The following is a 13,531-nucleotide window of genomic DNA, read 5'->3' as shown; positions in this document are numbered from 1 at the left end:
GGCGCACCTCCCACGCGTGCAACGTTCCTTCGTCTTGTCGGAAGATGCCAAAACGGCGGCGCAGTCCCCTGGGGGCGTGAGTGCAGCGGTCACTCTAATGGCTCTGACGCCAGGTGGAGCGACACGTGGCAGTAACCACCAGGATTCTTGGTCAAATAGTCTTGGTGATATTCTTCTGCAGGGTAGAAGTCACGCGCCTCTTCCAAAGTGGTAACCAAAGGACGGGTGAACTTTCCCGCGCCTGCATAGCGACCCATGAGCGTCTCCGCTTGCTGCCTCTGCGTACCACTGAGGTAGAAAATTGCAGAACGGTATTGCGTGCCAACGTCTCCTCCCTGTTTGTTAAGACTAGTTGGGTCATGCATGCGGAAAAAGTGCTTGAGCAGATCCTCATAGGAAATAACCTGGGGATCAAAGAGGATCTCTACCGCTTCTGCGTGTCCGGTAGTACCGGTGCAGACGTTTCGATAGGTAGGACTTTTGGTGGTACCGCCCGTGTACCCGACTCGAACGCGCAACACTCCCTTGACGCGCCGAAAGTAGGCTTCCGTACCCCAGAAGCAGCCTGCGGCGAAAAGAGCAGTCCCCTCTTCCCGAGCAACAAAGCGCAACGCTGCAGAATTGATGCAGTAACGGAGCCCCCCGCGTTCGGGCGGACCGTCTTTGAATACGTGCCCGAGATGAGAATTAGCGTTCCGACTCCGCACCTCAGTACGGAGCATGTTGTGCGTTCGATCCTCCTTTTCAACCACCGCGCGCGCGTCTGCAGGTGCAGAAAAGCTAGGCCAGCCACAGCCTGAGTTGAATTTATCTTCGGAGAGGAAGAGGAGTTCTCCTGAAACAACATCAAGATAGAAACCGGGTTGGTAAGAGTTCCAGAACTCATTCTTAAAGGGAGCCTCAGTGGCAGACTGCTGGGTAACACGGTACTGAATATCACTCAGGTGCTGAAGGTTTGCAAGCATGGGGCCATTCTAGGCGATGAGAGCCAGACCTGCAAGGGCACCTCCTCGGCGGCAGGACTCGGCGCACTGGTAAGAGAGAAACCGGCGGAAGCGTGATTGCGTTGCAGGCAGCCGTGTTGATGCGCGGCTACAAGCGTTCCCTACGGCAGATGAACGAGAGGACGTGCAGAAAGACCCATCGCCTCTTTTACTCTCTGCATGGTTTTGCGTGCTTCAGCACGCATGCGCGCGCAGCCTTCCTCTAATACGCGTGCAAGGTACGCAGGCTGCTGTTCTAACTGTGCACGGCGTGCGCGGATGGGTTCTAAAAACGTATTCAAGGCGCGCGCAAGAGCGTCTTTCACTTCTGTGTCTCCCACGCGCCCAGCGCGATACCGCTCTTTAAAATGTGCAACCTCGTCCGTGTTTGGGTTGAACGCATCGTGGTACGCAAACACCGGATTCCCTTCCACGCGTCCTGGTATATCTGCCCGGGTGCGCGCAGGATCTGTGTACATCGCACGGACCTTGCGCCGCACCGTCTCTTCATCGTCCGAGAGAAAAATCGCGTTCCCCAAACTTTTAGACATTTTCGCTTGTCCGTCAGTTCCCACGAGAGTGGCGCAGTCACTGAGGAGTGCACGCGGCAATGGAAAGACCTCCCCATAGAGGCGATTGAAACGCTTTGCAACTTCGCGCGTCAGTTCTACGTGACTTTCATTATCTTTACCTACCGGCACAAGATGCGCCCGCGCCAGCAGAATGTCCGCCGCTTGAAGTACGGGATATCCCAAAAGACCAAAGGGAAGTTCAGAAAGGTTTGCCGCTTGAGCCATCTCCTTTAAGGAAGGGATGCGCTGCAAACGCGGCACCGTTACCAGATTCGCAAAAATGAACGCCAGCTCTGTAACTTCTGGCACCGCCGATTGCAGATAAATGACCGCACGCTGCGCGTCGATGCCACAAGCTAGGTAGTCCAGCACGAGCTCACGAACGAGAGCAGGCAGCTCGGCAAGCTGTGCACGCCCATGGCGTGTAGTGAGCGTGTGCAGATCCGCGATGATGAAGAAACACTCGTGCTCAGACTGTATGCGCAGACGCGTCCCGAGCGAGCCTGCATAGTGACCGAGGTGGAGACGCCCCGTGGGCCGGTCTCCGGTAAGGACGCGCAGCATGGGGAGACTGTAAATCAAGGTCCGTCCAGTATTCAAGAGTGCAGGCGCAGGAACACGTGCGCCGACCGCACAGCCCTCCTCTATATCACGGGTGCGTGTCCGTCTCAGGAAGAGGCAAACACCTTGCCGTAGCGATTTATTGTCGCTGCCATATCATCAAGACTCACCTGTTCGCCAACTGCTCCAAGTTCGCAGGCTACACGCGGCATTCCATATACAATGCACGAATCTGCGTCCTGCGCAATTGTACGCGAGCCTTCTGTGTATAAACGCGCAAGCTGCGCGGCACCGTCCCTTCCCATTCCTGTCATTAAAATTCCCAATGCGCGGTTTTCAAAATGGCGAGCTACTGACTCAAATAACACATCAACGCTGGGTCGGTGACCGTTTTCCGGTTCATCCGAGTTGATGTGCGCAACAGTTGCCAGGGAGCGCCGCTCTACCGTCAGATGGTGATCCCCGGGGGCAATCAAAACACGCCCACGCCGCACCAAGTCTCCTTCTTGCGCTTCTTTTACTTCCAGCGCACATACCTGGTTAAGACTGTACGCAAATTCACGCGTGAAACCTGCAGGCATGTGCTGCACTACTACCACCGGCTGCGGCAAATCTGCATCGAGCTGTGCAAAGATATGACGCAGCGCGCTAGGTCCTCCCGTTGATACACCGATTGCAATGATCTGCAGTGCCCCACTTTCACGCAGTGGCACGATGCGCGTTTGGCGCGCTCCCTCTGTGGGGGTGATTGTGTAGGATGCACGGTCACGCGCGGGTGCACGTGCACATACAGACGGCAGAGAGGCTCGCTCTTGGGTATCTAAACAATTCAAGTCCTCCTCGCCGGCAGGTCTCTCAACAGGTGTGTCCATGGCAAGACAGCGGCGCGTGCGACGCAGCAACTTGTAGCGTCTCCCATACGCGGTAACGTAATCGACAATCTTGCGCGAAACCGTGCGCAAATGCGCAGACTCAGATCCAAAAGGCTTGGTGACAAAGTCACTTGCCCCCAGCTCCAAACATTGCATCGTGACTCGTGCACCTTCTTTTGCAATGCTAGAGAGAATGATTACTGGAATATCAATGCGTAGACGTTTCCGCTGTTCAAGAAACTGAAGCCCGTTCATGTGCGGCATTTCCAGGTCGAGCAAGATGACATCTGGCTGTACACGCTCTAGCATGTCAAGCGCAAAGCGCCCATTCATGGCCTTGCCCGCTATGCTAAGACCCGGCGCTCCTTCAATGACTTTTCCAATAACCTTTCTCATGAGCGCAGAATCGTCCACGATTAAAACAGCAATATCATTAGTATTTTTCATACGGTAGTCTGTGGCTCCCCTGCCTGTATACGCTCTGGTGTGCAGCCTTACCGCGTGTGGCATTCATGCGCTGACCCTTCATCGTTTTTCTGGTACAGGCAGCCCCACGGGGTTTTTAGAAAGGAAAACTTTGTATTCATCCCAAAGAGAGACTCAGAGTGCCCAATGAAAAGAAAAGAGTGGGCAGACATCGCATCCCAAAATCGCTCAATAACCGCCTTTTGGGCCGTTTCATCAAAATAAATAAGTACGTTTCTGCAGAACAGCACGTCGATGTTTCGATGCATGGAACGGTGTTTTAAGTTATGATAATCGAAGCGAACCATTTTCCTAATATCGGCGTTAATTTGATATCCTTCCTGTGTTTCGCGAAAATATGCACGGAGGTATTCGTCCGGTACTCCAGAGACGCGTGCGCGCGGGTAGTAGCCCTGGCGTGCAACGAGAAGCGATTTGAGTGAGAGATCCGACGCGATCACCTGGCATGAGAACGCAGCAGGCGCATACCGTTTCAGCAGCATTGCAATAGTGTACGGCTCTTCCCCGGTGGAGCACCCTGCGCTCCAAACGGTTATGGAATGCTCACCTACGCTGCGCTTGGCTTTTACCAATTCTGGAATGACATAGTGCGAGAAGGAGTCAAAATGGGCTTTGTTACGGAAAAAACGCGTTAGATTTGTGGTCACCGAATCGAGAAGTGCAGAAAGCTCTGCGCTACTTGCAAGGACCTGCTGGTAGTATGCGCACGCAGAAGGGAGGGCAAGTTCGCGCAGGCGCGATCTAATTCTACTTTCCAGTACCGAGCGATTAAGTGCAGAAAAGGTGATGCCGCTGTGCTCGTAAATAAGAGTTTTAAACGCGGCAAATTCCGCATCGCTGAGTGTGCTCATCGGTCTTACCCCCTTGCCGAGTGTCAGGTAGCTGCGTGTTATATCGCTTTTTTCGGTCGCAGCCGTCATCCTGCACACGGGGTAATTGCTACCGGGTGTACAACGACAGTGAGAACCGGCACTGTGTCTTACGGAAGCGTGCCTGGCACCTCGCGCGCCGACACGGTCTGCTCCCTTGAAGGTGCACGCGCCGCACGGTGTGTCAGGAGCGTGACGCTTGCAGAGATCATGCGCCGTCTCACATGGCACGGTACGGTGAGTGACCCGGGCCTGTCTGTGAGGCTACCTGCTCCCAATCACCTTGCTGAGGCTCATACACCAAAAAATCTTGTGGCCGCTGTGCGTGCTGTTCGAGCGCCCAGGGATAGAGCACTACCTTTCCTTCAGAATCGACAAACCCAATGGGGTCAAACTGGTAAAACTTCGCCTTAGGATAACGAGCGCGCACATGGCTGTGCATTTCAAGGGGAATCCATGCGCGCGGGATGCGCGTCCCCCACACCATTTCCACCTGGGAGGGAAGCGCATACGCCCATATGAGGCGGGTGCTCACGTCCAGTGCAAACAAGCACAGCGAAACGGAGGTAATCGGCGTTCGCCCTTCGAGACGGTAAAAGTGAAAGCGCTTCAACAGTGGTTCGTAGTAGCGCTCATGAGCGTGAGCATCGAGCGGATGGACAGCACGGTGCACCACGTATCGTGCGTGCTCAATAGTATTGAGTTGTCCCCAAAAAACAGTTTCATGCTCGTTCCCGAAAACAAAAACATCCGGTTGGACGCGCGACAGGGCGCGCGTGACGCGGCGTGGGGCACCCGGTGTGCTTTTGTTTTTTGCAGGGGGCCGGGAGGACGCAGACGGAGCCTCGCTCCACACTCCTTCTTCAAACCAGTACGACGGCACGTTACGCGCACTGATAGACATTCTTAGCACGCGCGCTGCAAAATCAGTTCCCTCAAGAAGAAAGTGTGCGGGAGCCTCTTGCAGCGTCTGCGCACACACCGACGTGCCCACCACGCACCAAAGCCCGCGCAAAAAACCGGCCATTGTCATGCCTAGATCTACCGCTCCTCGTTCTGACCTCCTGCGTGTACAAGACCACAAACGAGGAGCGCCGCTGCCACCCTAGAAGGGAGCGGGTACTTCTGTCAAGCCATTGCTCTTTTTTTCTTACTCTCCTTTGCGCGCCTGCACCGTGCTGCTGTGGAGCGCGCAAAATAACCAGCATCTGTTGACTTAGCGGCGGAGTGCTGTGATGAGCGTGTTCTTTAACTGCGCAAGTCGCTCCGTGAGCGAAACCTTATAAACGTGTGGATTTAACAGTCGCACATAGCTTTTATCCAATCGTTGCAGTTGTGCGCGCATCCGTGCATGGATTTCTTGTACTGATTCGCCGGCACGTAACCGATTGCCCGCCTGCATGACCGTGCGCAAAAGCGGTTCCACCTGGTGCGCTGCGAACGTGAATGATTGAAGATTATAAAAAGGATGTATGTATCTCTGTGCCACCTGCGGCTCTATCACCTCATCTGCAAGTCCTATAACATCTGCCTTGTATTGCCCCGCTGCATCATACAGACGCCATACCTGCTTTATTCCAGGTGTGGTAGTCTTTGCCGGGTTATCCGAGACTTTCATGACTGGCAGCCAGTGTGCATCGTCCCAGTGGGGGAGGCGTTGGGATGCTGCATGCCTGTGTTGAGTGTGCGCCGGCTGTGTCGTAGCGCGTGCACTCATCTTGTACACTCCGGTAAAGGCAGAGTCTGCTCCTCCGGTTACCAGGTGTGTGCCTACACCCCAAGCATCGATAGGAGCACCGCTTAAAACTAAAGATTCGATGATCGTCTCATCCAGCTCATTTGAAACTGCAATGCGTGCTTCGGGCAATCCCGCTGCGTCTAGTGCTGCACGCACCTGCACGCTAAGATACTGCATGTCTCCTGAGTCCAGGCGTACCCCAAAAGATTTTCCTGCCGCCTTCAAACGTGTGCCTATTGCAATTGCATTCTGTATCCCTGATTCCAGGGTATGGTACGTATCGATGAGGAATACGGACGCGCTTCCATAGAGTGCAGCATAGCGTTCGAAGGCCTCTTCTTCACTGTCAAAAGACATCACCCACGCGTGCGCCATAGTTCCCATTGGCCGAATACCGTAGAGCTTTGCAGCAAGCGTATTGCTTGTCCCTGTTGCGCCACCTATTGCAGCAGCGCGTGTGGCGCTCAACGCGCCGTCATAGCCCTGTGCTCTTCTGAGGCCAAACTCCATAAGAACACCTTCACCTGACGCGCGCCACATCCGTGCAGTCTTTGTTGCGATGAGGCTTTGGAAATTAATGGTGTTGAGTATCAATCCTTCAAGCAGAAGTGCTTCAACCAAGCGCGCGTGCACGCGGATGATCGGTTCGTGAGGAAATATTACTGAACCTTCTTCTAGCGCGTGTATATCTCCTGAAAAGCGGAAGGAAGCAAGGTAAGACAAAAAGTCATCATGAAATAAGTGCAAGGTGCGCAAATAATCGATATCTTCTCCACTGAAGCGGAACTGCTCTATTGCCGTCAGGAGCGGATCGAGTCCTGCAAAAATGGAGTACCCTCCCGCGAAGGGGTGTTTACGAAAGAATACTTCAAACACCGCACACTCGTGCGGCTTGTGAAAAAAGTATCCCTGCGCCATAGTCAATTCGTAAAAATCAAGAAAGAGCGCGCTCGTTTTCATTCTGCATCCCCCTGCATTACGTGTGATCCTGCGTTTGTTTTTTTTATCAGAATTTTGTGAGGGATGCGCGTGCGCAATTCATGAACATGAGAAATGATGCCTATCATGCGACTTCCCTCTCTGATTTCATCTAAGATGCCAATTGCCTTATCTAAACTTGCCTCATCCAAACTTCCAAATCCTTCATCTATGAACAGCGAGTCAAGCACAATACCTCCCGATCGGGTTTGGATAGAATCTGCAAGACCAAGTGCAAGACTGATAGAGGCCATAAAGGTTTCGCCTCCTGAAAGTGTTGCCGAAGGGCGCACGCTCCCGGTGTACGCATCTGCAACGATCAGCGCAAGTCCTTGATATCCTCGCGCATTGACGTGCGAGTCAGCTACCCTCAGATGGTAACGTCCTTCACTCATTTTTTGCAAACGTATGTTTGCGTAGGCAGTAATTTCGTGCAGAAAAGAAATGAGTGCCCATGCGTCAAATTGTATTTTTTTTTGGTTTATCCCATTCAGTTCATCTGAAAGAGTTATAAGTTTTGCGCTTTCTTGCGTCTTTTGTGCAAGCTGTTTTGAACACTCTTCGTATTTAAGATACTGATGTGTGAGTGTGTGTAGCGTGGCAGACAGTATTTCAATACGAGAGAGAAAGTTTTCCTCATCTTTTACCAACGTATGACATTGCGCATTCAGTTCATCAAGATCGGATGGAATTTCTGTTCCTATTTCTGCCTCGAGTGTTTTCAGTAGATGGGTGTCAGCCGCACGCAATTCATTGAAAAATTGAATTTCTGCTGCAGCATGAGAAAGTTCAGCATCAGTCATAAGAGCGGCGGTTACTTCTTCGTTGTTATTGAAATGCGCTTCTGTTCGTGCGCAACACACGGTACGTGCAAGGTGCATGTATTCTTTTTGAACATGGTTCAGTGCATCTTCTCGCGCTGCAATGTCGGCGCCAAGCGCACTAGAAGCGTTTTCTATCTCATTGAACTCTCGGTCGTATTCTTCAATATGGGTGTGCAATTCTCGCATAAGGGTTTGACAGTGTGCGAGCATCTCTTTCCAATAGGCGACACTCTCCTTCTCATGCTGCATCTTTTGCGGAGCAAGTAGGTTCGATGCAAGCAATTCCTTGGGTAAACGTATGGACAGTGCGTGAATGCGTACGCGCTGCTGTGTAAGCGTTTCTTGCAATGCGTGGAGTGCTGTTTCTTTTTTTGCGAGCTCTTGTGAGCATTGCTGCAGGTGTGCGCGTACATCCTGTAAATCCTGCTCAGGCTGTTTTTTTCTCAGTAAAGCGTGTTGCGCGCATGCGAGCATATCTTTTGCACGAGATAATTTTTCCGTGAGATCCAAAACACGTACGGTAATTTTTTGCACGTTTGGAATATCGCAGGATGATCGCGTATCACACGATGTAAGAATGGAAAATGAATGCTGTATTTCCTGCATTTGTGCACTGTAGGATGCACGTCGCTCACGCTCAGAGGTGAGGATGTGGTACACATCTTTCTCGCTGGTTTCCAGCTGCGCGTATGTTTGTTCTATGCGTTGCATGCGCCGGGTTAACGGTTCAAGATTATCTATGTCTCGACGTGCGGGATTCGGATGAATGCAAGAGCCGCAGACAGGACACGGTTCTTGATGCTCTAAGAGACGCGCGAGTACTACCGCGTGTGTCCGGGTTTCTTGGAGATGAATTTGTTCTTTTGTCTGAAGGAGCTGCTCACGTGCCCGTGTGCTATACGCGCTTTTTTGTGCGTGTATTTTCTCAAGTTTTTCACACTGTGCAGTGCATGTTGCGTGAGCCGCACAGAGCTCGGCATATCGCTGAGACAATTCTTGTGTCTTCTTTGCATGCGCGAGTTGAATTTGTAAATCATTAAAGGCAGATGTACGAGTATCGATAGTACCCGCTTCTCTTTGCAGTATATCCAGTTCTTTACACAACGATTGTTCTTGCTGGGTAAGTGTTGTTTTTTGTTGTGCAAGCGTGTGGATATGCTGCGTGAGTGTGTGCGCCTGACAAAATATGTCGCGTATCGACGTGGCAACGTCATGCGCGTCTTCAATGTGAATGCACGCACTATGAAGTGTTTGTAGTAGACGGCGTTGTTCTTCAATGGATGACTGCTGCGCGACATGCGCAGCTCGTTTCATGAGCAATTGTTCGCGTGAACGCATCTTTTCCTGTATTTCTGCATGAATGCGCTGTGCATCTTGTTCGCACTGGGTGACGTGTTTTATGTGCGCAGCAAGTGGTGCCGCTTTTCGCGCGCGATCAATACGCTTTTGAGTTTCCGCGTGGACTGGTTCTTGCGCGCGGTATGTTTCTATACGCGCACGCAGCTCTTTACAAAGTTGTTGTTTTTTTAGCTGTGCTTCGAGCGCTTCACGTTTTTGTGTATAGTACGCATGGGAGATGCGGGTTTGCTGCAGTGCGTCACGTGCGTGCTGTAACTCAGCTTCTAGCGTTTGTTTCCTTTCGTGGTATGTGTCGGGCATGCACTCCGCACATAGAGTTTCAAGTTGCGAACGCAGCGTTTCAAGCACTGCTTTGGCATGGAGCGATTTTTTTTTTGCTCGCTCCATAAGAGCAGTATATTGATCAACAGGAAATAGATTCATCAGCGTTTCTTTTTTTTCTTTTGAATTTGCTTTTAAAAATTGCGCACATTCTCCCTGTGGGAGCATAACCACGCGCTCAAATTCTTTGCTATTGAGTTTGAGAAGATCGTGAATAACACATTCAGTTTCACTTTTATGCGCACAAGCAATACGCTCCCATCCATGACCTTTTTTTTGCTCAAGATACAGCTGCTCGGGTTGCTCTGTTTTTCTGTGGGAAAGTGTGCAAGTCAGCGTCCGGTGTACCCGGTAGATTTTAGTGCCGAGTGAAAATTCCAGCGTAGCAAATGCAGCTTCTGATGGTGCGGCGTAATGACTGCGCAGACTGCGGATAACTTCTGCACGGGTTCCAAGGGGTTTCCCATACAGGGCATAGGCGATCGCATCGAATAGAGTGGTTTTTCCTGAACCTGTTTTCCCACACACTAGAAAAATAGGACCGAGCGCGGTGAAGTCAACTGTATGGGTGCCAACGAAAGGACCGATGTTGTGGAGCGTAAGACGCATCGGCTTCACGATGAGAATTCCTGTTGCATTTCGTCAAAAAGTTCCTGAAAGAGAGCGCCCTTTTCTCTGTCATCAGGAGTGGGGCTTACTTCGTGCATAAATACATCAAAGTGTGTGCGCAATGAGTGGTGTGTGCAGGGCGCTATCCCCTCGTTAGAGGAGTAGGGGGGGGGTATATCAAAGGCGAACGCATTTTCCTGCTTGATACTGAGCAATCCTGGATAGCGCGGCTTCAAAAGGCCAATAGGATTGTGCACGAGCGCCGGGTCGGTCAGGGTGATTTCTAAAAAATCACGTTGATAAAGGAGATAGCGATCACCGGTATATAATGCGTGGAATGAGTCGCGTATGGTGCGAAGAGGGATAAGTGGCTCAAGTGGAAGGGGAGTCACATGGATGGGGAATCCCTTTGTGTTGCAGTGAATCTCTACAGAAAGCGCAACCTTTTGGGTATTTGCTTCGTCAAACGAATAGGGCAAAGGAGATCCGGAATAGTACATGCGTTCGGTGATTTTTTGACATTTGTGTAAATGACCAAGTGCAACATAGGTGAAAAAGTCAAACCAGTGTGGGTCAGCGTAAACGGCATTGCCAACAAACGGGCGTTCACTTTCGCAGCTAATACCTTTTTGGGTAAATAGGTGTGCGACAAGGATAGAAGGGGTGTCCAACGATACTGCACGCTGCAAGCGACGCGAGGCTTCTTGAAGGAGTTCGGATTGGGTGTGAATGAGACAAGTGGTGTTTTCCTCATCAAGATAGGAGAAGGCACCTGCGTGGAGAAAGGGAAGTAAAAATAACTGCACCGTTTCCCCCTCGTGACAGAGGAGATGGGGGCGGGTGCTCTCTTCAGGATCCTGCGCAATGAACACTCCCTGCTGCTTAAGTAGCTCCTGGGCAAAGGAGAGACGTTGCGCAGAATCATGGTTGCCGGGGATGAGATATATCGGGAGCCGTGGCATGGACCGTTTGATATTTTGCAAAAAAGAACTAAAAAGACTGACACTCTCTGCAGAGGGTACACAGCGGTCATAGATGTCGCCTGCGATGATGAGCGCGGCGTAGTTGTCCTGCGCAAGGAGGGTGCACAGATCGCCGAGCATTTTTTTCTGTGACGCAAAAAGCGATACTTCATGGAGTGTTTTGCCTAGATGTAGGTCCGCTGTGTGCAGGATCTTCATGGGGTGGGTGCTTCTCCAGACGCTTTGGTTTTAGGCGCGTTTGCTTTGCGCGTGGTGTGTTCTTCTTGGTCTGTCTTCTTTTTTGCGGTATCGCGCGCGTCCTGTTCGGGAGTTTCTTCTTGATGGAGAGCCTCAAGCATTTTTTGTGTGCGTTCTTGTAAGAGTTTTTGCCGTAGTTCCTGGCGTTGCTTGAGCTCTTCTTGGTAGTTCTTTTGATATTCTGTTGCTTTTGTATTCGCTGTCTCAAGATTCAAGTGCGGCTTTACCCGCGACAGATCAATGAGTGTGAGCTTGTAGTAGGCAGGAGGCAGGCGTGCGCTGCCTGCAGCCTCATATTTTTTGAGTATATACATGAGCCTATTGTAGGCATCTTGCCAGGATTTCTGTTTAACAAGGATGTGCGCAAGTTCAAACTCTGCACTAATGACCGCTGACTCATTGTTCGGGAAACGATCGAGAACCGTTTGGTAGTAAAAACGCGCCCACGTTATATTACCTGCGTCGTAGGATTCCTGTGCACGCAGCATGAGGTCAGCGGGGGTGAATTTTTCAGGTACATCTTCTTCCCGTGGTGTGCTTGCACAGGCGTACAGGAAAAACACGCCTAACAGTGCATACGCGCGTGGCTTTATCATAGTGCTCCTTCCTTTTAACTGCGCCTGACTGCAGAAAGCCATCGGTACGTCATCGCAGGTTCTCTTTACTTGGGAGAAATAGCCGGCACGGAGAATGCTCCGTGGTACGTGCACTAATCGCGCAAGATGGTGATCTCCACTCGACGATTTTTGGCTTTGTTCGCGTGCGTATCGCTTGGCGCGATAGGCTTTGTCGCACCGTGTCCTGCCGTAGTAATCCGCGTCATCTCAATGCCACGTCTGGACAGTTCCTGCGCCATGCGCTGCGCACGTGCTACAGAAAGCGCCGCTTCCTCCTGAGGGCGGTGTAAATCTGCGGTGTGGCCTTCAATTAAAAACCTTGTGTACGGCCCCATCTTTTTCAGTGCGGTTGCTATCACGTCTACCCGATCTTTTTCTGAGGCGAGAATCTCTGGGGAGTTTGCCACAAAACGCACGTCGTACACGGTGATCTTGAGGGTATTGATGCCAGAACGAACACCGACACCGGGGGACCGCTCGTCGGTTAGGAAGCGTTTTACGTCGTGGTATGCAAAGTAAAAGTGCTCGTCTACAAGCGGATACGGCACGTGCACACGCAGCGCTGCTTCGTCGCACAGGATAATCACGTTGCCTTCTGCAAGCAAACGCAAGTTCTCAGGGCGCGCCAAGATCTGGGCTGCATCCTTTGATGCAATGATAGGATCCGTGCGCTGCTGGCCAAACACTCCGCGCGCAATGATTTTTAAGGGCATGGTACCTATCCTGTCTCGGTACGTTTTCTCGTCCCAAACCGAGCCGTACCGCACCACACCCCATGCCTTGGCACGGTCAGGGTGAACCATATTCTTTTCGTAGATTAAATCCATGTCCGTGCTCCAAATCTTGGGGAACAAACATGCGCTCAGCGGCTCTGACACGTATTCGCCGTGCACAGGAAGAGAACCGCGCGCATCTATGAGGATACCGGTGTAAGGGCGGCTCACGGCAGACGTGGGGGGGATAGCAGGCACATACGCAGTTTCGTGCGTGACAAAAAGGCGCGCCAACGCTGTAAGCGGCGTCTGGTGCGATAGCTGTAGACTACGCACTGAAGGAGAAAGGGTAGTCACGGCGTGGTGCCCCGCGTCAACCAATGCGGTGATATCTGCCAGCCGAATTTTTTCATGTGCAAGGCAGTCCCCTACGCGGTTTTGCGAATCGACGAGTACCGACAGATATACATCTTTCAGTTGTGCAGGCGCTTTATAACGCAAGAACTGAGAAGCTGCTGTCCGATCAGCAGGCAGGCGCATACGTGCACGTGCAAGATCTAGCGTAAGCTGTGCGTTAATGGTACCGTTTTTCCAATCCTGCACCGCATCAGTGTGTACGGCATCCTGGGTCTGCGCACCAGACGGCGCGTGAGAAAACAGAACGAAAAGGAAGAGAATGGAACGCCTTGCACTGCTGCGCACCACATGGGGCGCACTTGCGCGCGTCCACACCAGGAGGAGAGCGCCGAACGGAAAACGGCACTGATTTGAAAAAGAGGCAGCACGCGTCAGGCAGGACACTCCCATAC

10 protein-coding genes are annotated in these 13,531 nt (G+C 51.8%); all 10 read right to left on the bottom strand.

The window, feature by feature from the left end:
• Window positions 1–89: 89 nt before the first annotated feature.
• The gene (locus tag TPCCA_RS03110; RefSeq protein ID WP_013945253.1) at window positions 90–965 is read right to left on the bottom strand and encodes a bifunctional methionine sulfoxide reductase B/A protein; all 876 of its coding nucleotides are present in this window, start codon (window positions 963–965) and stop codon (window positions 90–92) included.
• Between the two features lie 140 nt (window positions 966–1,105).
• Window positions 1,106–2,119: a tryptophan--tRNA ligase gene (trpS, locus tag TPCCA_RS03105; RefSeq protein ID WP_010882078.1), complete on the bottom strand. Its 1,014-nt coding sequence runs from the start codon at window positions 2,117–2,119 to the stop codon at window positions 1,106–1,108.
• Window positions 2,120–2,223: 104 nt separating this feature from the next.
• Window positions 2,224–3,435, bottom strand: a complete 1,212-nt coding sequence (locus tag TPCCA_RS03100; protein ID WP_013945252.1) for a protein-glutamate methylesterase/protein-glutamine glutaminase — start codon at window positions 3,433–3,435, stop codon at window positions 2,224–2,226.
• Between the two features lie 47 nt (window positions 3,436–3,482).
• Window positions 3,483–4,394 (bottom strand): CheR family methyltransferase, encoded by a 912-nt coding sequence (locus TPCCA_RS03095; protein ID WP_013945251.1) that lies wholly within the window; start codon window positions 4,392–4,394, stop codon window positions 3,483–3,485.
• Window positions 4,395–4,563: 169 nt separating this feature from the next.
• Window positions 4,564–5,376: a hypothetical protein gene (locus TPCCA_RS03090; protein ID WP_013945250.1), complete on the bottom strand. Its 813-nt coding sequence runs from the start codon at window positions 5,374–5,376 to the stop codon at window positions 4,564–4,566.
• A 183-nt stretch (window positions 5,377–5,559) separates the two neighbouring features.
• Window positions 5,560–7,041: a nicotinate phosphoribosyltransferase gene (gene pncB, locus TPCCA_RS03085; protein ID WP_013945249.1), complete on the bottom strand. Its 1,482-nt coding sequence runs from the start codon at window positions 7,039–7,041 to the stop codon at window positions 5,560–5,562.
• Window positions 7,038–10,181, bottom strand: a complete 3,144-nt coding sequence (gene sbcC / locus TPCCA_RS03080) for an exonuclease subunit SbcC (protein ID WP_013945248.1) — start codon at window positions 10,179–10,181, stop codon at window positions 7,038–7,040. Before sbcC ends, pncB begins: the two co-directional genes overlap by 4 nt.
• Complete coding sequence (locus tag TPCCA_RS03075) at window positions 10,178–11,353, bottom strand: exonuclease SbcCD subunit D (protein ID WP_010882072.1); 1,176 nt, start codon at window positions 11,351–11,353, stop codon at window positions 10,178–10,180. Before TPCCA_RS03075 ends, sbcC begins: the two co-directional genes overlap by 4 nt.
• A complete protein-coding gene (locus tag TPCCA_RS03070) occupies window positions 11,350–12,102 on the bottom strand; it encodes an outer membrane protein assembly factor BamD (RefSeq protein WP_013945247.1) in 753 nt (250 codons plus the stop codon). Before TPCCA_RS03070 ends, TPCCA_RS03075 begins: the two co-directional genes overlap by 4 nt.
• Complete coding sequence (locus TPCCA_RS03065; RefSeq protein WP_013945246.1) at window positions 12,102–13,529, bottom strand: OmpA family protein; 1,428 nt, start codon at window positions 13,527–13,529, stop codon at window positions 12,102–12,104. The genes TPCCA_RS03070 and TPCCA_RS03065 overlap by 1 nt, the downstream gene beginning before the upstream one ends.
• Window positions 13,530–13,531: the final 2 nt, after the last annotated feature.

Origin of the sequence: Treponema paraluiscuniculi Cuniculi A (assembly GCF_000217655.1) — a bacterium.
GTDB lineage: Bacteria > Spirochaetota > Spirochaetia > Treponematales > Treponemataceae > Treponema > Treponema pallidum.
This window is presented reverse-complemented; position numbering and strand designations above follow the sequence as displayed.